The sequence below is a fragment of the Providencia sp. PROV141 genome, assembly GCF_028481645.1.
Classification (GTDB): Bacteria; Pseudomonadota; Gammaproteobacteria; order Enterobacterales; family Enterobacteriaceae; genus Providencia; species Providencia rettgeri.
Genome location: NZ_JAMPPR010000001.1, coordinates 213,700 through 233,534, shown reverse-complemented (window position 1 = coordinate 233,534; position 19,835 = coordinate 213,700). Strand labels below are relative to the sequence as shown.

The window sequence follows — 19,835 nt, the reverse complement described above, 5'->3', positions numbered from 1 at the left end:
TGGACACTTTTAGTCAATTGATTGTATAGCCTGATTTCGATATCTAATCGGAATCAGGCTATTTAATATATAGAAGGGTACGTCCAATACTTTTGTTATGCTAAAAATAACTTATTTGCATGATTGGTGAAAATAATTCTGTTATTACCCAATATTCCTATAAATCAATTACAAAATGGTTTATCGGTACGATGATTTAGTGCACCATTATCAATAAGGAATTTTTGCATTTCTAGAAGATTATTTTTACATGCATAAGTTAATGCACTTTGGTCATAAGAAAACATGGTTACATCATCAGTCGTTGTACTTCGGTTAATATCTGCCCCTTGCGATAATAAGTATTTAACCGTTTCCATTCTATTATTACTCGCGGCTATCATGACTAATGTTTCTCCATCACTTTCAATTTGCTGATTATTCAAGTCTACTTCGTCTTTCATTAGCTGATGGACTTTTTTTACAACATTAACATTATTACCAAGTACCGCTGATTTTAGTACGTTATATACGTCACCGGTATCGGTTGCCCAAAGATTAGCATTTTGCGAGATAAGATAATCAACCATTGCTTCATCACCAATAAAGGCAGCCCATCCCAGAGCCGTTTGGTCTAAGCTACCAGTGTCTTTGGCTTCTATATCTTGCCCCTCAGTAACCATTTGTTTTACTTTGTCTAAATCTCCCTGCTTTACGGCATCAAACCATTCGGCATTAGCGCCTTCACTAGGACTTTCATAGAAGACTCTCCAAGGTAAACGTTCTTTATTCGCGAGTTCGACCATCGTAGCGTAATCTGTTTTAAAATGCCTATATTTTAAAGGGTTATTATTATTAACAACTTGGGCTTGTGATACTGACCCAAAAGTAAGTAATGAAAAAGCAAATATAATTTTTTTAATATACATATTTAAACCTTATTAATATTTAGTTATTTATCAGTATTGAAAAATAAACGACACAAAGCAATACAAATCATACTTATTGTATTTTTATGCGGTTATTCCGATTTATTTTACTTGAATATATTAAATCTAAATTTTACCTCAAGGAACGATGACATAATTTGGAGCGGCGATAGCAAATAGCTCATTTTTTTCTAATTCAGGCGGGTATATCCACTTAGTATTTATTTCTTGTTTTATTTTTTTCCCTTCCTTTTTAATATAATGTATTTCTCTCTGCCAACCTTCGGTATAAAGAGCCCCCCAAGCCCCTAAATCAAGGCAGGTTACATATTTAGGCTGACTGTAAGGATGAAGAGGAAGCCCTAACAGTTCAGCGGCTGCATTATGCCCTGCAACACGGCCTAAACTTAGGGCATGTTGGCAAGTCATTAAATTATGATTTCCTTGTTCATCTGTGGGTGCTTTGACAGTATCTCCTGCGACGAAAACATTTGAGACAGCTTGTGCGTGTAAATAATTGTCCGAGATAATCCTACCATTAGCATCGTATTCACCACGAATTTGTTTTGTTAGATAACTGGCTTTTACACCTGTCGCTAATACGACGGTATTTGAATCTATGTGTTCACCGTTTGACAGAGTAACACCATCTGGGCTTAGTGCTTCGACTCGCAACCCTGCACGTAATTCAACGCCACATTCAGTTAAAGCTTGCTGAATTACAGGTGAAATGTCGGTTCCCATTCCAGCTCCCACAGTGACTTCTGAATCAATTATGAATACTCGACTCTCTGTTGTATCACCAAGGATTGTTTTCAGGCGAGCTGGCATTTCCGCCGCGCTTTCTATGCCTGTTAACCCTCCACCGACTACCACAACGGTGTTTCTCGCTAAAGTTTCTGGTTTGTTCTTTAGTGCTTGTAAATGTGTTTCAAGACGATGTGCAGCTTCTAATGAATCAACATCAAAGCCATACTCATCAAATCCAAGAACGGGAGGGACATTTAATTGGCTACCGGTTGCAAGAACAAAGCGCTCATAAACTAACGTAGTTTGGTTGCCATTAGCTAGATTAACGGTTAATAACTTTGCATCTGTATCGATATTCTGGATTTCACCTGCGATATATTCAACGCCGACGGCAGCTAACTGCTTTGAAATATCTGGGGACATATTATCCAGCTTTGCTTCATATAAACGCGGCCGTATAGTGAGGTTAGGCCTTGGTGAAATTAAAATAACTTTGATGCTATTTTCTTTATTAGCTTGTGAAATTACCCGCATTGCTGAAATAGCAGCCCAAAAACCAGCAAAACCAGACCCTGCAATAACAATTTTAGCTGTCATTATTGAATTCCTTTGAAGATTAACTTTAAGTGCTCATTTGCAAATTTTAAATAATAAAAACCCACACCAGTGAAGATGTTATTAATTAAATACAAACGATGTGAATTTAAGGTAAGGCTATAGGATTATATGTTATGTTTTCCCACGACCTCCTTTGTTTGAACGAACTGTTCTAGCCTCAATTTTTTGATCCATCCAGGAGTTTACATCTCTATAAAAGCTATTAGGCGCGATTTGACATAGACGCTGCGCCACATCAGCGAGGGTTTGGTTAGCTAATACATCTCTCATTGCATTTTCAGCTTGAAGAATGACTTTATGTACGGAACAGGTGCCAGAAATGGCCCATTGCGGTAAACCATTTTCTTCGAAAACAGCACAGCGGCGGCGTATTTCCTGGCACTCGAAAAGAGGTTTATAGCCTTCTATTGCATCAATTATAGATAGAAATGTAATTTTTTCAGGAGGTAATGCTAACCGATATCCACCTCTAATTCCCTCATTTGAACTCACGATCCCAGCTTTTTCTAACCGAGGCAAAATTTTTGCTAGAAAACTTGGAGAGATACCTTGTAACTCTGCAAGTTCTCTACTGCTAAGAGAGCGTTCGGGATTATCAACAAACCAAAGTAGGCAATGGATACCGTATTCAACACTGACAGTGATGTGTGCCATTTATTTAAATTTCCTAAGCATCTATTTATAAACAAGGACAATACAGGTCTCCGTTTTAAGTGTCAATAAAACTAAGATAAGTTTAGTCCGCGTTAGTTGCTTCCTAGTCTGAGGCGATTCATCTTGATGATTGGACGAGTTTTTATTTATTTTGCGAGCACTATTAGCGCGAAGTATTTCGTGAACTTGTTGTCTAATATAATCATGCAAAATACCTTAAAGAGTTAGATCTATTAATAGGATTAGTTATGATTGCTGTAAGCGCTTGTTTATTAGGGTATTGTGTAAGGTATGATGGGAAACATCAATTATATACTCCTTTGAAAAAACTCTATGAGGATGGTCTAGTCATCAGTATTTGCCCTGAAGTTTTTGGTGGGCTACCAACACCAAGAGCATCTGCAGAAATAATAGGGGGAAATGGTGATGATGTATTCGCTGGGCGAGCTAGTGTGGTCGGTAGCGATAATATCGATGTCACGCAAGAGTTTATTCGTGGTGCGTATATTGCATTGGAAAAAATCCAATTAATGAATGTGCGACTAGTTGTACTTAAAAGTAATAGCCCTTCGTGTGGTAGCCAGCATATCTATAGTGGCCAGTTTGATGGTAATTTAAAAGTTGGTATGGGGGTTTGTGCTGCACTATTTAAACGGCATAATATTGATATATTGGATGAAACCTCACCTGATTTAGTCATGAAAATTAACGGCTATTTCGAAGCATTGTAATGGAAAGATAAATAGATAATTTACTTAGGGTAAATTTAGTGGAGGGGAGTACTACATTAGTGAGTTTGTGCTTTATTGTTAGCTAATCGGGTGTCGTATTATGATGCCTGATTGCTGTTATTATCTGAAATTTAGTAAAAAAATAGTACTATCTAGATAATTGTATTGCACTTGTGTTATATCATCAGGAAATAAATTTCATGAGTTGATACGATGTTTAATATTTCTGAGCTGATCAATGATTCTCCAATCGATTCCATTCTTTTGTTTGTTATCACATTTATCTTGTTAGTTATTTCAGCCTACGTCGGTAAATATATCTTTAAGCGTAAATCTGCTCACGAAGAAGCAACGGATGATGAAGCTAAAATTATTTTAGGGGCGATTTTATCGTTATTAGGATTGTTAATAGGATTTGTATTATCAATTTCGATTAATGGCTATAACAACCGCCAACAAACAGAAGAAAATGAAGCTATTGCTATTGGGACGGCATATCAACGAGCACAACTATTAAGTACTGATGACAGAGGAAAAGCCTCTCAGCTTATTCAACAATATTTGGAAGCTCGAATTGAGTTTTTTAAGTCAGGAATAAGTGACGAAAATAATCAATGGCGGATGACTTCTTTGGAGAAGCAAAGCCAGTTGTGGGAAATCGCAGTAAAAGAAGCAAGTCAAACACCGAACCCTATTGTGGCTTCTGTACTAAGTGCATTCAGTGACCTTTACCTTTCTCAACAAAAAACGATGGCAAGTTGGCGGCACCAAATTCCTAATGCGACATGGTTTTTACTGATCTTTTTTGCTATCTGTTCAAATATTCTTATTGGCTACAATATACGCGGAACAAAAGGGAAAAATTGGTTGATACTTATATTGCCATCATTAACCACGTTAGCGCTATTTATGATTGCTGAAATTGATGTTCCCGGAGAAGGTATGATCCACGTAACACCGGATGATTTAATTATGTTACAGGAATTTTTATTCAGAGATGGGGCTTGGCTGGGGAAGTAGGGTAACCGCAAAAAGACTCCCCAATCGCAAATTTGCGATGGGGAGTCTTGCCTTAGCGAACTATAATACCTAATAAAATTCCGATTGCGCCAAAGTCAGCGTCACTGAATGTAGTATTAGCAATACCAATATCCCCAAGGACAGGTAATAGGAATACAGGTAGGAAGGTAATCAGCAATCCTTGAGCAAATGCACCCAAGATAGCCCCACGACGACCCCCTGTTGCATTACCAAAAACACCTGCAGCAGCACCCACGAAGAAATGCGGTACAACGCCTGGAATAATAACCGTCATATTTAATGCGTACAGAACGAACATTCCCAAAACACCAGCAGCGAAACTACTTAAAAAACCGACTAACACCGCGTTTGGTGCATATGGGAAGACAACCGGGCAGTCTAGAGCAGGTTTTGCGTTAGGGACTAATTTGTCAGAGATACCTTTAAACGCAGGGACGATTTCTGCAATAACCATGCGCACACCTTGCAGAATAATATAGACACCGGCAGCAAATGTAATGGACTGCATCAATGAGAACATGAACCAATTCTTACCACCACTGACTTCACGAACGAAATCACCGCCTGCAAATAAGCATGTAATGATAAAAATAATGAACATGGTGAAAGAGATGGCTACAGGAGTATCTCTTAAAAACAGCAAGCTTTTCGGGACATTCATATCTTCTGTTGAATGTTCTTTGTTACCGAACTTGCTACCAATGAACCCAGCTAGAACATAAGAAATCGTTGAGAAATGGCCAATCGCAACGTCATCTGAACCCGTTACTTTTTTCATGTAAGGGTGGGCAATTGCAGGGAAAAATACCATACAAAAACCAACAATTAATGAACCAACAGTCACTAATAGGGTTCCTTCCATTCCTGCGGTAGCTAAGATAACCGCAATCATCATGGACATGAATAAAGTATGGTGCCCTGTAAGGAAAATAAATTTCCAGGGTGTTAAGCGAGCAATCAAGATATTGATTAGCATCGCAAAGAACATAATCATTGCCATTTCACGGCCGAAGCTTTTTTGTGCGATAGACACAATAGCTTCGTTATTTGGAACAACGCCGTTAATACCAAAGGCATGTTGGAAAATGGCTGAGAAATCGCCTAGCGAGCTGACGACTAAGCCTGCACCAGCACCTAAGATCACAAAACCCATGATGGTTTTGATGGTGCCTTTAATACATTCAGTTACTGGTTTTTTCTGTGCGATCAAACCAATAAGTGCGATTAAACCCACAAGAATGGCTGGCTCAGATAAAACATCCTGCATCAGAAAACGAAAAAATGACATAGTGCCTCCGCTTACATTGCACCAAGTTTTTGTAAAGCAACAGTCAGGCGCTCTTTCATTGCAACTTTATCAATCATATTTTCCAGAGCAACGATTTCACCACCAACTTGTTGAGCAACTAATTGTTCTGCAATGTCGCTTGTACCAACAAAGATATCGCTTACGGTGCCTTTTGCGGAACCTAAATCCACATGGTCAACATCTGCACTGACTTGCAGATCTTTTAAAATATTCTTAATGCTCATTTCCATCATTAAGCTTGTGCCCAAGCCATTTCCACAAACAACAGTGATTTTCATAATATTTACCTTAATATCTAATTATTCATATTTAGCGATGATTTTAAGAATGTCATCTACGTTTTCTGATTGCATGATGCTGTCAATATCTTCTTGATTATCAAAAAGTTCAGCTAATTTTGCGATGGCGCCGATATGGCTATTGCTATCGGTTGCTGCGAGTACAATTAATAATTTGATTGGGTCATTGCCTTCAGAACCAAATTCAACCCCTTGTTTAAGAACGGTTAAACCAAGAGATAATTGGTTTACGCCGTCTTCAGGGCGTGCGTGAGGCATGGCAATTCCTGGCCCTAATACATAATAAGGACCGATTTTTTCATGTGATTGAATTATTGCATCGACATATCTCGATTCAATAAAATTATTATTAATTAATGGGTTGCATGCGATTTTTATCGCTTCTCGCCAATTACTGGCTTTGTCGACGACCTGAATGACGTTAGGGGTCAGTAATGTCGTTAGCATCGGGTTGCTCCTGGTAGAGTGAAATTATTATCTTTGTAATGGTTGAATGAATAGTAGTGTTCTATGGTAGCGCTATCTAGTTGAATCTTTCATTTTCGTGATAGCGCTATCATTTTAAGAAAATATAGCGAACAAAAACGAAATGAGTACACTTGTCGGCTGATTAACAAATTCAACCTGTGGTAAGTTAATCTGGTCTGGTGATTTTTAGTGTTTCTTTAGATTTAAGAGAGCCATATTGGCTACTTTTAGCGCATTTAATCTAGAGCACGAAAAAAGCAAAAAGCACGCTTGATTCGAATGAAAATTGTCCATTGAAGATTAACAACCTTAGGGTTAATAATGAGTTTAGGCTAAGTAAAAGTATTACATGCAAAAAATACGAAAAAGAAAAAATACAGGGCGAGTCACGTTGCAGGATGTCGCAAAATTTGCAGGCGTTGGGTCCATGACGGTCTCTCGAGCTTTGCGTACACCTGAATTAGTATCCGACAAATTACGTGAAAAAATTAATGCTGCGGTTGAAGAACTTGGCTATATACCTAATTCCGCGGCAGGTATTTTGGCTTCTGGTCAAAGCCGCACTGTTGCTGTTTTAATTCCGTCTCTGCGTGATAATGCCAGTTCAGTTTTTCTGCAATCTTTACAAGAAGCGCTGAACAAAAATAGTTATCAAGTCGTTATTGGTAGCCATGATTACCAGCAAAAAAAAGAGTCTGAAGTTTTATCGACACTATTACAGAGTAACCCTGCGGCATTGATTATTTTTGGGGCAGTAAATTCAGAAAGTGTGTCTCATTATCTAAAGAATTTAGATATTCCAGTTGTCAGTGTTGCAGGGGAGTCGAATCATCCAGTCACGTTGAATATCAAGAGTAACGTTGGTGATGCGGTTAATTTTTTAACTAACTATATGTTACAAAAAGGGTATAAGAAAATAGGTTACATTGGCGCTCAAATGGACAGCAAAATGCAAAGCCAACAATTAAGTGGCTGGAACCGAGCGATGCTGACGTATAACCAAAGTGCAGATCAAAGTATTACAACTCCGTATGTTGCAACGATGGATTTTGGTCGTCAGGCAATTAGTGAGATGTTGACCCGCCAACCTGAGCTTGAAGCTGTGATTTGCAGCCATGAAATGATTGCGCTTGGCGTCATTTTTGAGTGCCAGAGACGTTTAATTCAGATACCTAAAATGTTAGCGATTGCTTGTGTTGAAGGTTCTTCAAATTGTGATCACATTCATCCATCACTGACTTCCGTGCGGATTGATTACAGTAAAATGGCTCGAGAAACAGCGAAAAGACTACAAAAATGGCTTGCAGATGTCGATTGTGATTTTGTTGAACGTAAAGAAGGGGTTGTTTTCCCCTATAAATTTGAAGCAAGACAAAGTGCGTAAAATTTAATTTATGACTATTCATCACATTTTATTGAATATCTTGCCTATTTTTAGTAAAGAATAGTGCGGTAACTCACTATTTTGTATAAATAACGGTAGTTTTTTTTTCTCTCGAAATAAGACTGTCGACTTGGTCACTACATCTTTTTTATTCTCTGTTAATGTATGAAAACTGCAAGTTAACGAATTCAGCTTAGCTAGAATTTTATTCAAAACTTGCACTATTTTGTCCTATTAGATATTCACAGGGGAAAACAATGAAATTACTAAAAACAATTATTTCCACCACAATTTTAGTTTCTTGCGGTGCGATGGCATCGATGACGGGCTCTGAAGTTTTAAAAGTACAGGATGGAGGAACGCCGAATAAAGTTTACACTTCAAACAAACCGACAATTAAAGTTGCAACGTATAACATTGGTAAAAATGAATTGGCATCAGATGTCAGTAATCTTGATGAGTTAAATAAGGCGATTGCGAAAATAGATGCGGATGTGATTGTTTTAACAGAAATTGATAATAAAACAGCCCGCAGTAAAAAAGTTCACCAGCTAGAAGAAATCGCTAAAGCCAATAAGATGGATTTTGCTTTTGGTAAGGCACTGGATTTTGATGGTGGAGAGTACGGTGTAGGAATTTTATCAAAATATAAAATTGATAAATCTAAAGTAATTAATTTGCCTTCGGGTGATGCTGAACAACGTGTTGTATTAATATCCCAAATATCAAAACCAGGTTTTGATGCACCAATTATAGTGATGGGAACGCACCTTGATTGGCAGAAAGATCCAACCATTCGCATTGGACAGGTTCGCCATATTTTAGATGCAAGTATTGGGGATACGGATACGGGATTTGATAATATTGCGGCATCAATAAAAATATTAGCAGGGGATTTTAATTCGACAGCGAATGAACAGCCTATTCAAGAAATTCGTTATATGTGGAACCCAGTTGAATTTAAAGGTATTGATTACCGTAGCTGGCCAGCGGTAAACCCAGCGATAGATATTGACCATATTTTTACATTTAAAGGCCAGGTTTGGGATGTGAAAAATATGGAAATCCCAACAGATAGCAAAGAGTTTCAATGGTCAAGTGTTAGCGACCACCTACCTATAATTGCTGAATTAGAGCTACAAGAGCAATAGAAGCTTAACAGAAAAATTATCGATAAAAGGCCTCATTTAGTTTGTAGGCCTTTTCAGCTGTAAATGCTAACTTAATTGGTTAGCAATTTTTTCCTTTCAACATACCGTTTTTCGGCTACTTCCAAATAAGACTCAACTGTTGAGTATATTTGCTGACTCTGTTCGGCTAATTGCTGCGATGCATCCAATGTTGCGCTTGTTTGCTGCTTAAATACGGTAAGAAAATCTTGAATGCTATCGAAATGACCTGCGACGTTAGCATAGTAAAATTGGTATACATAAGACTCCTGAGAGTGGCTTAGCTCTGTGTTGTTTTTGATGTTATTAGTTGCAAGTAATAGTAATTGAATATTTGTCATGGTTTACCCTTTTCTTTGGAAAACAATGCTACATGAGATAAAAAAAATATTTTGTCAAATTTGGCCGGATAATTTTATGTATTGGCTAAAAGAAGTAATTTTTACTAGGAATATTCTGTAATTTAGATTGGTGGGTTATATCAAAAATTGGATAAAAGAAGATATATAGGGAAGTTTAATGGTAAATTACTATATGGATATTGTTAAATATTCTTATGCATTTTGAGATTGATTATTGATGTTAACTGTTCAATATCATAATTTTAACATTTTATTAATTAACTTTTTGTTTGTTTTTGTTTTATTAATCAATTGGTTGTGTGGTATTGTGCTTAAGGTGGAAGCGATAACTCGGCTAATTTAGTTTGAAAAGAGAGATTAATGAACAATAGGTTAAAAATTAAGATGGCAAATGGCATAAATTAATGTGTTTTTTATATCAATTTGAATTTTAAGTATTTTTTATTTTTTAATGGTGAGATCTAGCAAGGATGGCTTATTTGAAAATAACGAATATATTCTAATTTAATTTTAATTTACGCTTATATTGAGTTTAAGTACTCACCAAGTGAGTTAATTAACATTTAGACATGACTATTATTAAATTGAATTGTTTTATTACATATTTGGGTTTATTTTTGTTAAGCTATGATGAACAATTAAGGCTTATTATTGTTTCTGTGTTTTGGTAAATGAAACTTCTCTAGTTAAAAAAATACAAATTGAAACAGTTAATGTTTCAAGTACTATTTATATTCTTAGTTTAATACTGGTATACTTACTCATATGATGTGTAAAATAAAGTATAAATACGAGCAGCCTTTATAAATTTAATTGTGTTTGTTTGCTCTGTTGGTGGTGGTTATCGGAGACAGTAATTAGAAAAAACAAGCTATCTAATAAGGTATTCTTATATAGATAAGGCTGGATATTATTAAAATAATTATTATTTACTTACAATTGGCTAATGATAACTACTTAAGTGTATTTTTGGGCGGGGCTATTAGGTCATCCTGGTCAATTGGCTTGTTATTGAATAAATGAGAGCTTAAGAATATGAATATTATAAAGTTGCTCACAATTTTATTGTTAACTGGGGGCTCTTTTATTTTAGGGGTGACATTGAACTATTCCCCTACACCAGATCTTGTGAAAATGGCAAAAAGTAGTGTTGAAGACTATTTATCTTTCCCTGAATCCGCTTCATTTAAAAATGTGAAATATAATTTTATTCGCCAAACTGCGGATAAGGGTGATTTAGGCTACGTTTGTGGTGAAGTGTTTCGAGTTAAGAATGCAAGATTAGAAGGGTATAAAAAATTCATTGTGAAAGCCTATAGTGATAAACAAGGGAAGGTATCCATGTCTATTCCAATGGTTGAGGGAGATTACGATTTAATGCCAAAAGAAATGGTTGATTCGTTATGGGCAAGATATTGTTTTTAAAACTGAGTGATAACGTATGCCTTTTATTAAATCAAACGCAATAGGTAATACGCATCCTAAATAAAGAAAGCCGTAAGCCGGCTTTCTTTAGTATAAATATGACTCAGCGTCATATTAACCTTTTAATTCTCTAGCACATTGTTGTAAATGCAAGAAAGAGGTAAATCTTGTATCGTGCCGAGTTTTATAAGCTTCATTGGCTTGATAGGTGAGGTCAATTGCACTAAATTGGTCCATGGCTTGTGCAACATCGTCACAGACTTTTCCTGCAACTGCGCCGAGGATAGCTGAACCGAGTAAGACAGGCTCACTGGCTTGTGTTGAAATCACAGGGACACCGCACGCATCCGCAAGTAATTGACGGATCAACGGGTGTTGGCCAGCACCTCCACTGACGACAATATTTTCAATAGCAGCACCGGATTTTGCTTGTGCTTCAATAATTTGTCGTAACCCATAGCCAATGCCACACACACCAGCAACATAGAAAGAAAGTAAATTTTCCATGCTGTTATCCATGGTTAGGCCTGCAATGACGGCTCTAGCATGAGGATCAGCAAAAGGTGCTCGATTTCCTAAAAACTCAGGGACAACATGTATTTTTTCAGCTAGCTCAACAGACTGCGATGGTGACGATGCTTTTTCTAATACTAAATCCGCTAACATAACAGGCAAGGGTTTACCTTGTTCTTTTGCAGTGAGTTTTGCTTGTGCTGAAGCGGGGTGCAAGGAAAGTAACTGGTCAATTGCAGCACCTGCCGCACTTTGGCCACCTTCATTTAGCCACATACCCGGCACCATTGCACTGAAATAAGGCCCCCACACACCGGGTATAAATACGGGTTCTTTGGTGGTCGTCATCGTACATGAAGATGTACCAAATACGTAGGCCATATTAGCGGTTGCATCGCCATTAACACCAACGGTACCAATGCCGCCAGCATGAGCATCTATCATACCTGCGGCGACAGGAGTTCCTGCTAGTAAGCCCATTTGCTGAGCTGCAGTTTCCGTCAAGCCGTCACCACAAGGCGTTCCTGGTTCGACAATAAGTTGCCCAATACGCGCGAAATTTTCATCTGCGAGTTCAGATAAACCAATTTGTTGAAAGTAATCTGCATCCCAGCGCTTTTCATGGGCTAGATATGTCCACTTACAGGTTACCGTACAGGTTGAACGAGCTAAAGAATTAGTCGATTTCCAAGTTAAAAAATCGGCTAAATCAAAAAATTGCCATGCATTATCATAGGATTGACGTAAATTTTCTTTTAGCCATAAAATCTTAGGTGTTTCCATTTCAGGCGAAATTTTACCACCAACATAGTTTAAAACTGGATGTTTTAATTGATTAATACGTTCAGCTTGCTCTGTTGCACGGTGATCCATCCACACAATAATATTACGTTCAGGGTCATTCGATGGGCTAACTGTAATTGGTTGTGTATCTGTTCCGATGACAACCAGTGAACAGGTTGCATCAAAGCCAATACCAGTCACTTGTTGTGGTTTTGCTTTTGATGATGCCATTGCGTGTTTGACACAATAACAAACCGCTTCCCAAATTTCGTTACTTGATTGCTCCGCGAAATTGGCGTTGTCACGAAATAGTGTAATATCATGTTTGGCAGACGCTAACATATTGCCAGACATATCAAAGACACCTGCGCGTGCACTGCCTGTGCCAACATCGATACCAATAACGACTTTATCGTTATCTTTTAATGGTGCATGTGAATTATTCATTTTCCCTCCAAGGTGCTAACTGCAATGAATTGCGGATGACAAGTTAGAGATCAACACTGTTAGGCACAATAACAAGGTCACGAATAGTGACATTACGTGGACGAGTTAACATAAATAATACCGCTTCAGCCACTTCAATCGGTTGCATTAAGCTACCATTTGCTAAGGCTTCTTCCATTTTTTCTTTTGGCCAATCATCAAGTAAAGCAGTAACCACAGGGCCGGGTAATACCGCACCAACACGCACACCATGCTCAGAGACTTGACGGCGCGTTGAATGGACGAAGGCTTGAACAGCAAATTTTGATGCGGTGTAAATCGGTTCCCAAATCACAGGAACAACACCTGCAATTGAACTGGTGAATAACACATCGCCTGATTTTTGAGCAATAAAATGAGGTAATACCGCGCGAACACAACGGAAAGCTGCATTAATATTTAAATTTAACACTTTATCCCATACATCAGGGTCACCTTCAGCAACGGGGCCGCCAATATAGGCGCCAGCGTTAGCATGGAAAATGTCTAAACCGCCTGCTTTTTGTAAAATGGCATCTAACATTCCATCAACTTGTTCCGGTTTCATTAAATCGATAACTAATGGAATTGCATTTTCACCTAATTCTTCAACAAGTTGGTTTAATCGCTCTTCTGCGCGGTCAATTAGAACGACTTTTGCACCTGCTTTGATCAGTGTGCGTGCACATTCAAGCCCAATACCAGAAGCAGCTCCGGTAATTGCCGCGACTTTGTTCTCAATAGAAATGGCCATAATTTACTCCAATCGGATATTTTAGCGAAATGTAAGAATGAAAAGCGCCTGAAATTAATGAAACAGCAATGAGTCACGGGGATGGATAGGTGGCTACATGCGATGGATTGATAGTATTTATTTTGCAGTATATCAACTCATGCATCATCAATTTCAATATTGCTCAATCGATGTAGCAGTATTGCGACTTTTCGACTTTGGTGTCAAGCTAGTAAAAAATGGAGATGAGAATCTGTGACAAAGATCAGACAAAATAAGAAAACAACGATCTATGACCTTGCCGAATTAGCAGGGGTTTCAGCTAGTGCAGTGAGTGCAATACTCAATGGTAATTGGCAAAAAAGGCGAATTAGCGCACAACTTGCTGAAAAAGTGATCCGCATCGCCGAAGAACAAAATTATGCAGTCAATAAGCAAGCCAGCTTATTGCGCAGTAATAAATCCAAAATAATCGGTATGTTAGTTCCGAAATATGACAACCGTTATTTTGGTTCTATTGTCGAACATTTTGAGGAAATGGCGCGTGAAAGAGGGTTATTTCCTATTATTACCTGTACGCGGCGTGACCCTGAATTAGAAATAGAAGCCGCACGCGCAATGATTTCTTATCAGGTTGATTGGTTGGTTTCAACAGGGGCAACCAATCCGGATAAAATCACTGAAATTTGCCAAGCTTCTGGTGTCTCAACCTTGAATTTAGACTTACCAGGCTTGTTGGCGCCTTCTGTTATTTCAGACAACTATCTTGGTGCAAAAAATTTAACACAACGTATTTTAAGCAAAAATAAATCTCAGACATCAACACATGAAGCTTTAATTTTTATTGGTGGTCGTGAACATGACCACAATACACGAGAACGTATTCGTGGGTTTATTGATGCACATAATGAAAAAGGTATCACAGTTCCACAAGAAAATATTTTGGCCTGTGGTTATGCACCGGAAAAAGCAGAAAAAGCACTTTCACGATTTTTTGAACAGAATAATGAGGAACCACAGAAAATAGTGAAATGTGGTTTATTTATCAATTCAACTATTTCATTAGAAGGGGTTATTGATTGGTTAGGTAAAAAAGGCTATATCGGTTCGCGTCAACCCCATTTAGGCTGTTTTGACTGGGACCCTTTTGTTGCACTATTAGGTAATGACATCGAAATGGTTAAACAGGACGTGCCAACGATGCTAAATCATATTTTTAAGTTGATAGATAATGAAAATAGCAAAGCACAGTTAATTGAAGTATTACCTGTGGGCGTGGTTAAAGAGTGATGCTAAGTAAGTGCCGCTTATCGTTGATGATAAATAAGCGGCAGAAGGTTATTATTTATTCAGTGTGGTAACCAATAATTGATGGCGTTGGTTATAGAATTTTGTATAAGTCATATACCCAGCCAGTATGGTTGAAAGGCTTGCGGTACCTAACAGCATAAAAGTCACCATAATCTGGTATTTAACCGCTTGTAATGGGTCAACTCCAGCAAAAATCAGACCAGACATCATACCCGGTAAGCTGACAATTCCTACTGTTTTGGCTGAATCCACCGTTGGGATCAATGATGCTCGGATACTGTCGCGAATAATAGCAGCAGAAGCAATTTTTGGGGTTGCCCCTAAACTTAACATTTCTTGAATTTGTTGTTGTTGGCTTGAAAACCGTTGGCCGAGGTTATTAAAGCATAATCCTACTGCAATCATGGCATTACCTGCAATCATTCCAGTGATAGGAATTACCTGCATAGGTGTAAATGCGATGGCGTTGGTTAATATTAAGATTAACAATGTAAGAAATGTACCGGAGGTAATGGCAATTAATGCAGTAACATAAATTTTATCAATATATTTGCTTCTTTTCTTAGCGTTCCACGCGGCATTGACGCAAATAAACATCACCAAGGCAATCGTGAGCAATTCGTGATCAACATTAAAAATATATTTTAGAATGTAGCCAGCGATCAATAGTTGAATAATCGCTCGGCAAGTACTCCAGATAATATCTTTTTCAAGGGATAGTTTTTCTTTATGACTAATAAAAATAGCCACAAGGACTAACAGAATAGAAAAGGTTAATGATTCATTGGAAATAGTTGGTTGGTGCACAGTGATATCCTATGATTCGTTGTGATGAACAGGAAGGGTAATAACTTCATTGGTATGAGCGATTTCATCTTGATCATGGGTTACCCATAACACGCCTATTTTTTTGTCACTCGTTAAGTGATGGATAAATTCATTCACTATAATTTTGTTTTCTTCATCTAGGGCACTGGTGATTTCATCTAACAGTAAGACTTGTGGGAGAAATTGTAAGTTTCTAATAAGAGAAATACGCTGTTTTTCTCCACCGGAGAGTTCGTTGATCCCTTTGTCTAAAATAGATTCATGCAGAGAAAACTGGTGTAAATCACTGATGATTTTGTCTTTATTAAGCGGCAACTTTCGAATTTGATAGGGAAAAACGAGGTTGTCATACACAGTTTGTCCAAACAAGGTGGGCGTTTGAGTGCAGTATGAAACTTGCTGGCGATAAGTTTCTGGTGAGATGGTGTTGATATCTTTCCCTTGAAACTTAATCGTTCCTTGGGTTGGTGAAATTAACGAGGCGATTATTTTTAATAAAGTACTTTTACCGCAGCCGGAAGGGCCTGTAATCAGTTTGAAGTCACCTGCCTGTAAGTTAATCTGCACATTATCAAGAATTGTTTTTTCCTCAATGCTATACCCAATATTATTAAGTTGTAGTAGTAAGTTACTTTCTTCCATATTATCAATAACCTATAAATTTTATATGCAGTATTTAGTGTAAATGATATTCATTTCAATATCTTACTAAATAACCCAGTGCTGGCATTGTTTAATATCAATTTAGATATAACTAATATTATGCGCCAGTTAACCGGAAATTTATAGGGAAATGAAAAATGTATTTTTGACGGAGCTGTTACAACATAGAGGGGTTTTTAGATGGTTTTTACAGTTAAAGATAAAGTACAAATATTCATTTAGATTATTATTTTGAACATATGTCCATTCGGAATTTAGTGAGGTATTTAATTTGAGAGATATCTCTTTTTTTTACATGAATAATATAGAACTTAATTGGCAATAATATTATATTAATAATACCAAGTAATTTAATCTTCGTTTAATATTTTGCTGTCTCTCTAAGACGGCACTATATTTATTTCATCTATATATTCAATATCACATCATGATGTTAAGGAATTAAAATGAAAAAATTTAGTGGCTATAACACCAACTTTTCACTTGATGACAAGGTCGCTTTAATTACCGGGGGAGCAGCAGGTATTGGGTTGGCGATTGCTCAACTGTATGTTGAAAAAGGGGCTAAAGTTGCCCTAATCGATAAGTCAGATAACGTGGTAACGACTGCGGAGAAATTAGGAAATTCAATTGGTATTCAATGCGATATCACAAATTCTACGGCGGTTTCTCAGATGGTAGAACATGTCATTGAACATTATGGTCGGCTAGATATTGTCGTTAATAGTGCAGGAATTGTAGCACTGGCTCCCGCTGAAAATTTAAGTGAATCCGATTGGGACTTAACCATGAACGTGAACTTAAAAGGGACTTTTTTGGTTTGCCAAGCTGCGGGTAATGTTATGATTAATAATGGAAAAGGAAAAATTATTAATATGGCATCTCAAGCGGGGGTGATTGCCTTAGACCAGCATGCGGCCTATTGTGCGAGTAAAGCGGCAATTATTGGTTTAACCCAAGTATTAGCACTGGAGTGGAGCCCGAAAGGCATACAAACTAACGCCATTTCACCAACCATTGTCATGACAGAATTAGGTAAAAAAGCGTGGGAAGGTGAAAAAGGAGATGAAATGAAAGGAAAAATCCCTGCAAGACGCTTTGCCGAACCTTCTGAAATTGCGGCATGCGCACTATTTTTGGCCAGCGATGCATCCGATATGATTACAGGTCATAATTTAGTGATTGATGGTGGCTACAGCATCCAATAATGATATTAAATCAATAATAAAAAAAGCGAGTATAATTAGATATTCGCTTTTTTATTGTTTCATGATTATTATTTAAATAAAAAATAAGCCAAATAACATAGGTATTATTTGGCTTGTAATAGGAAATTACAAAGTAGGATAACAGATATTAATTATTGCTATATCAATTAATCATTAGGTTTTAATAATGAAAGCGACATAGTAATAAGCTTTTCTACGGTGAAACCGAAATGTTTAAATAATTGGTCCGCAGGAGCCGACTCACCAAAGCTATTCATGCCCATAACTAATCCATCAATTCCTACGTATTTACGCCAGTAATCACTAATACTGGCTTCTATCGCAATGCGATGGCGAATGTGATTGGGTAAAACACGCTGCTGGTATTCTAAGGGTTGTTGGTCAAAGGTATCTGTTGACGGCATCGAAATGACATTCACATTAAAACCTTGTTCAGTCAGTTGTTTCCATGCTTCAACCGCTAACGTGACTTCAGAGCCTGTCGCAATTAATAGTAATTCAGGGGCTTCACTATTACCGCGTAAAATATATCCTCCTCGAGCAATATTGGTGAGCTGTTCGGGGGTGCGCGAATACTGTATTAAGTTTTGACGGGATAACACAAGTGCAGTTGGGTTTTGTTGATGAATGATAGCCTGCTGCCAAGCTACGGCAGTTTCTACTTGGCAGCAAGGGCGCCATACTGACAAATTAGGTGTTGCACGTAGTGAAACAAGTTGCTCAACAGGTTGGTGCGTTGGGCCATCTTCACCTAAGCCAATTGAATCATGGGTATAGATAAGCACTTGCGGTAATTTCATTAATGCGGCCATTCTCACGGCATTTTGTGCATATTCCGAGAACATCAAAAAGGTTGCAGTGTAAGGGCGGAAACCGCCATGTAATGCAATTCCATTTGCAATGGCGGTCATACCGAACTCTCTGACACCATAATGAATGTAGTTGCCAGCAGGTTGTTCATTAATCGGCAGTGAACCAGACCAATAGGTAAGGTTGCTTGGGGCTAAGTCTGCGGAACCCCCGATTAACTCAGGTAAAGCAGGGCCAATTATATTTAACGTATTTTGTGATGCTTTACGTGTAGCTATCGTTGCAGGGTTATCATTTAATTTTTGAATAAAGTTATCAATGATATCCGTAAATTTATCAGGGAGTTGATTAGATAATCGCTGAGTTAGCTGCTCAGCGAGTTCTGGGTATTGTTTTGTGTATTCTCGTAATGCTTGTTCCCAACGTAATTGTTGCTCAGCACCACGTTCTAGGGCATTCCAAGGTTCATATATGTCATCAGGGATCACAAAAGGAGGGTACTCCCAACCCAGTTGTTGGCGAGTCAGAGCTATTTCATCTTGTCCGAGTGGCGCACCATGAGAATCCGCTGTACCTGCTTTATTAGGAGAGCCATAACCAATTGTGGTTCTACAGATAATGAGTGTTGGTTTCGTCGTTTGTTGGTGAGCTTGTTCAATGGCCGCTTTGATTGCGGGCCTAGAATGGCCATCGACTTGGCGAATAACATGCCAGCCATAGGCTTCAAAACGCTTGGCTGTATTATCAGTAAACCAACCTTGCGTGTTACCATCAATAGAAATGCGGTTATCATCATAAAATGCAATGAGCTTATTGAGTTTTAACGTTCCCGCTAATGAGCACACTTCATGAGAAATCCCTTCCATTAAGCAGCCATCGCCTAAAAATGTGTAGGTATAGTGGTCGACAACAGGGAAACCAGAGCGATTAAATGTAGCAGCTAGGGTTTTTTCTGCGATTGCCATGCCAACCGCATTGGCGATGCCTTGCCCCAGCGGGCCAGTCGTGGTTTCAACGCCGGGGGTATAGCCTAATTCGGGATGGCCTGGTGTTTTGGAATGGAGCTGTCGGAACTGTTTTAAATCATCAATCGATAACTCATAGCCTGTTAAATGAAGCAAGCTATAGAGCAGCATTGAGGCATGGCCGTTTGACAATACAAAGCGGTCACGGTTGGGCCAATGCGGGTCTGCGGGGTTGTGCTGTAAATAATCTCGCCAAAGAACTTCAGCAATATCAGCCATTCCCATTGGAGCTCCGGGGTGGCCTGAATTGGCTTGTTGTACGGCATCTATTGAAAGAAATCGAATGGCATTGGCTAGTTTATTTTGTGGTTGAGTGGACATTACAAAGCTCCCAAAGTAAAAGCGCCTAAAGTAAAA

General features: G+C 38.1%; 19 protein-coding genes. 7 read left to right on the top strand and 12 right to left on the bottom strand.

Annotated elements, in window-relative coordinates; genetic code table 11:
• Positions 1-164 precede the first annotated feature (164 nt).
• The 3 genes from PSF09_RS01105 to PSF09_RS01095 all read right to left on the bottom strand — a co-directional run bounded on the left by PSF09_RS01105 (position 165) and on the right by PSF09_RS01095 (position 2,930).
• Positions 165-908: an ankyrin repeat domain-containing protein gene (locus PSF09_RS01105; protein WP_272683347.1), complete on the bottom strand. Its 744-nt coding sequence runs from the start codon at positions 906-908 to the stop codon at positions 165-167.
• A gap of 138 nt (positions 909-1,046) precedes the next feature.
• Positions 1,047-2,255: an NAD(P)/FAD-dependent oxidoreductase gene (locus tag PSF09_RS01100; RefSeq protein ID WP_272683346.1), complete on the bottom strand. Its 1,209-nt coding sequence runs from the start codon at positions 2,253-2,255 to the stop codon at positions 1,047-1,049.
• Positions 2,256-2,387: 132 nt separating this feature from the next.
• Positions 2,388-2,930, bottom strand: coding sequence for an RrF2 family transcriptional regulator (locus tag PSF09_RS01095; RefSeq protein ID WP_004910219.1), 543 nt, complete (start codon positions 2,928-2,930; stop codon positions 2,388-2,390).
• A 248-nt stretch (positions 2,931-3,178) separates the two neighbouring features.
• On the opposite strand from PSF09_RS01095, the gene PSF09_RS01090 reads away from it, so the two are divergent.
• Together PSF09_RS01090 and PSF09_RS01085 are read left to right on the top strand one after the other, a co-directional pair.
• Complete coding sequence (locus tag PSF09_RS01090) at positions 3,179-3,661, top strand: DUF523 domain-containing protein (RefSeq protein ID WP_210840033.1); 483 nt, start codon at positions 3,179-3,181, stop codon at positions 3,659-3,661.
• 213 nt (positions 3,662-3,874) lie between these two features.
• Positions 3,875-4,681: a bestrophin-like domain gene (locus PSF09_RS01085; RefSeq protein WP_272665131.1), complete on the top strand. Its 807-nt coding sequence runs from the start codon at positions 3,875-3,877 to the stop codon at positions 4,679-4,681.
• A 52-nt stretch (positions 4,682-4,733) separates the two neighbouring features.
• On the opposite strand, the gene PSF09_RS01080 is transcribed toward PSF09_RS01085, so the two are convergent.
• The 3 genes from PSF09_RS01080 to PSF09_RS01070 are packed head-to-tail and all read right to left on the bottom strand — an operon-like array spanning position 4,734 to position 6,757.
• On the bottom strand, positions 4,734-5,990 hold the full coding sequence (locus tag PSF09_RS01080; RefSeq protein WP_036958647.1) for a PTS ascorbate transporter subunit IIC: 1,257 nt from the start codon (positions 5,988-5,990) through the stop codon (positions 4,734-4,736).
• An 11-nt stretch (positions 5,991-6,001) separates the two neighbouring features.
• Positions 6,002-6,289, bottom strand: a complete 288-nt coding sequence (locus PSF09_RS01075) for a PTS sugar transporter subunit IIB (RefSeq protein WP_004910231.1) — start codon at positions 6,287-6,289, stop codon at positions 6,002-6,004.
• A 21-nt stretch (positions 6,290-6,310) separates the two neighbouring features.
• The gene (locus tag PSF09_RS01070) at positions 6,311-6,757 is read right to left on the bottom strand and encodes a PTS sugar transporter subunit IIA (protein ID WP_210840031.1); all 447 of its coding nucleotides are present in this window, start codon (positions 6,755-6,757) and stop codon (positions 6,311-6,313) included.
• A gap of 370 nt (positions 6,758-7,127) precedes the next feature.
• Between PSF09_RS01070 and PSF09_RS01065 the strand changes: the two genes are divergently transcribed.
• Together PSF09_RS01065 and PSF09_RS01060 are read left to right on the top strand one after the other, a co-directional pair.
• The gene (locus PSF09_RS01065) at positions 7,128-8,162 is read left to right on the top strand and encodes a LacI family DNA-binding transcriptional regulator (protein ID WP_210840030.1); all 1,035 of its coding nucleotides are present in this window, start codon (positions 7,128-7,130) and stop codon (positions 8,160-8,162) included.
• A gap of 257 nt (positions 8,163-8,419) precedes the next feature.
• Entirely contained in the window at positions 8,420-9,313 is an 894-nt protein-coding gene (locus PSF09_RS01060) for an endonuclease/exonuclease/phosphatase family protein (RefSeq protein ID WP_272665129.1), read from the top strand.
• Between the two features lie 71 nt (positions 9,314-9,384).
• Here the strand turns inward: PSF09_RS01060 and PSF09_RS01055 are convergent, their stop codons facing one another.
• Positions 9,385-9,672 (bottom strand): hypothetical protein, encoded by a 288-nt coding sequence (locus tag PSF09_RS01055; protein ID WP_210840028.1) that lies wholly within the window; start codon positions 9,670-9,672, stop codon positions 9,385-9,387.
• Between the two features lie 1,056 nt (positions 9,673-10,728).
• On the opposite strand from PSF09_RS01055, the gene PSF09_RS01050 reads away from it, so the two are divergent.
• Positions 10,729-11,118 (top strand): hypothetical protein, encoded by a 390-nt coding sequence (locus PSF09_RS01050; RefSeq protein ID WP_210840294.1) that lies wholly within the window; start codon positions 10,729-10,731, stop codon positions 11,116-11,118.
• Positions 11,119-11,232: 114 nt separating this feature from the next.
• Here the strand turns inward: PSF09_RS01050 and PSF09_RS01045 are convergent, their stop codons facing one another.
• Both PSF09_RS01045 and PSF09_RS01040 read right to left on the bottom strand, forming a co-directional pair.
• Complete coding sequence (locus PSF09_RS01045; RefSeq protein ID WP_272683345.1) at positions 11,233-12,861, bottom strand: FGGY-family carbohydrate kinase; 1,629 nt, start codon at positions 12,859-12,861, stop codon at positions 11,233-11,235.
• Between the two features lie 43 nt (positions 12,862-12,904).
• Positions 12,905-13,633, bottom strand: coding sequence for an SDR family oxidoreductase (locus tag PSF09_RS01040; RefSeq protein ID WP_004910250.1), 729 nt, complete (start codon positions 13,631-13,633; stop codon positions 12,905-12,907).
• Between the two features lie 234 nt (positions 13,634-13,867).
• Here PSF09_RS01040 and PSF09_RS01035 point away from each other — a divergent pair, with 234 nt between their 5' ends.
• Positions 13,868-14,902: a LacI family DNA-binding transcriptional regulator gene (locus PSF09_RS01035; protein WP_210840296.1), complete on the top strand. Its 1,035-nt coding sequence runs from the start codon at positions 13,868-13,870 to the stop codon at positions 14,900-14,902.
• Positions 14,903-14,953: 51 nt separating this feature from the next.
• Here PSF09_RS01035 and fetB read toward each other — a convergent pair whose 3' ends face one another.
• Together fetB and fetA are read right to left on the bottom strand one after the other, a co-directional pair.
• Positions 14,954-15,730 (bottom strand): iron efflux ABC transporter permease subunit FetB, encoded by a 777-nt coding sequence (gene fetB, locus PSF09_RS01030; RefSeq protein WP_004910254.1) that lies wholly within the window; start codon positions 15,728-15,730, stop codon positions 14,954-14,956.
• A 9-nt stretch (positions 15,731-15,739) separates the two neighbouring features.
• Positions 15,740-16,393, bottom strand: a complete 654-nt coding sequence (gene fetA, locus PSF09_RS01025; protein WP_272665126.1) for an iron efflux ABC transporter ATP-binding subunit FetA — start codon at positions 16,391-16,393, stop codon at positions 15,740-15,742.
• A 467-nt stretch (positions 16,394-16,860) separates the two neighbouring features.
• Here fetA and PSF09_RS01020 point away from each other — a divergent pair, with 467 nt between their 5' ends.
• Entirely contained in the window at positions 16,861-17,622 is a 762-nt protein-coding gene (locus PSF09_RS01020; RefSeq protein ID WP_272683344.1) for an SDR family oxidoreductase, read from the top strand.
• A 167-nt stretch (positions 17,623-17,789) separates the two neighbouring features.
• Here PSF09_RS01020 and tkt read toward each other — a convergent pair whose 3' ends face one another.
• Complete coding sequence (tkt, locus tag PSF09_RS01015; protein WP_272683343.1) at positions 17,790-19,799, bottom strand: transketolase; 2,010 nt, start codon at positions 19,797-19,799, stop codon at positions 17,790-17,792.
• Positions 19,800-19,835 lie beyond the last annotated feature (36 nt).

Bases quoted from the DNA above. Each gene is read 5' to 3' on its own strand.
- PSF09_RS01075 (WP_004910231.1), bottom strand. From the start codon at position 6,289: ATGAAAATCACTGTTGTTTGTGGAAATGGCTTGGGCACAAGCTTAATG.
- PSF09_RS01095 (WP_004910219.1), bottom strand. From the start codon at position 2,930: ATGGCACACATCACTGTCAGTGTTGAATACGGTATCCATTGCCTACTT.
- PSF09_RS01040 (WP_004910250.1), bottom strand. From the start codon at position 13,633: ATGGCCATTTCTATTGAGAACAAAGTCGCGGCAATTACCGGAGCTGCT.
- PSF09_RS01050 (WP_210840294.1), top strand. From the start codon at position 10,729: ATGAATATTATAAAGTTGCTCACAATTTTATTGTTAACTGGGGGCTCT.
- PSF09_RS01055 (WP_210840028.1), bottom strand. From the start codon at position 9,672: ATGACAAATATTCAATTACTATTACTTGCAACTAATAACATCAAAAAC.
- fetA (WP_272665126.1), bottom strand. From the start codon at position 16,393: ATGGAAGAAAGTAACTTACTACTACAACTTAATAATATTGGGTATAGC.
- PSF09_RS01090 (WP_210840033.1), top strand. From the start codon at position 3,179: ATGATTGCTGTAAGCGCTTGTTTATTAGGGTATTGTGTAAGGTATGAT.
- PSF09_RS01085 (WP_272665131.1), top strand. From the start codon at position 3,875: ATGTTTAATATTTCTGAGCTGATCAATGATTCTCCAATCGATTCCATT.
- tkt (WP_272683343.1), bottom strand. From the start codon at position 19,799: ATGTCCACTCAACCACAAAATAAACTAGCCAATGCCATTCGATTTCTT.
- PSF09_RS01065 (WP_210840030.1), top strand. From the start codon at position 7,128: ATGCAAAAAATACGAAAAAGAAAAAATACAGGGCGAGTCACGTTGCAG.
- PSF09_RS01105 (WP_272683347.1), bottom strand. From the start codon at position 908: ATGTATATTAAAAAAATTATATTTGCTTTTTCATTACTTACTTTTGGG.
- PSF09_RS01020 (WP_272683344.1), top strand. From the start codon at position 16,861: ATGAAAAAATTTAGTGGCTATAACACCAACTTTTCACTTGATGACAAG.
- PSF09_RS01070 (WP_210840031.1), bottom strand. From the start codon at position 6,757: ATGCTAACGACATTACTGACCCCTAACGTCATTCAGGTCGTCGACAAA.
- PSF09_RS01080 (WP_036958647.1), bottom strand. From the start codon at position 5,990: ATGTCATTTTTTCGTTTTCTGATGCAGGATGTTTTATCTGAGCCAGCC.
- PSF09_RS01045 (WP_272683345.1), bottom strand. From the start codon at position 12,861: ATGAATAATTCACATGCACCATTAAAAGATAACGATAAAGTCGTTATT.
- PSF09_RS01060 (WP_272665129.1), top strand. From the start codon at position 8,420: ATGAAATTACTAAAAACAATTATTTCCACCACAATTTTAGTTTCTTGC.
- PSF09_RS01100 (WP_272683346.1), bottom strand. From the start codon at position 2,255: ATGACAGCTAAAATTGTTATTGCAGGGTCTGGTTTTGCTGGTTTTTGG.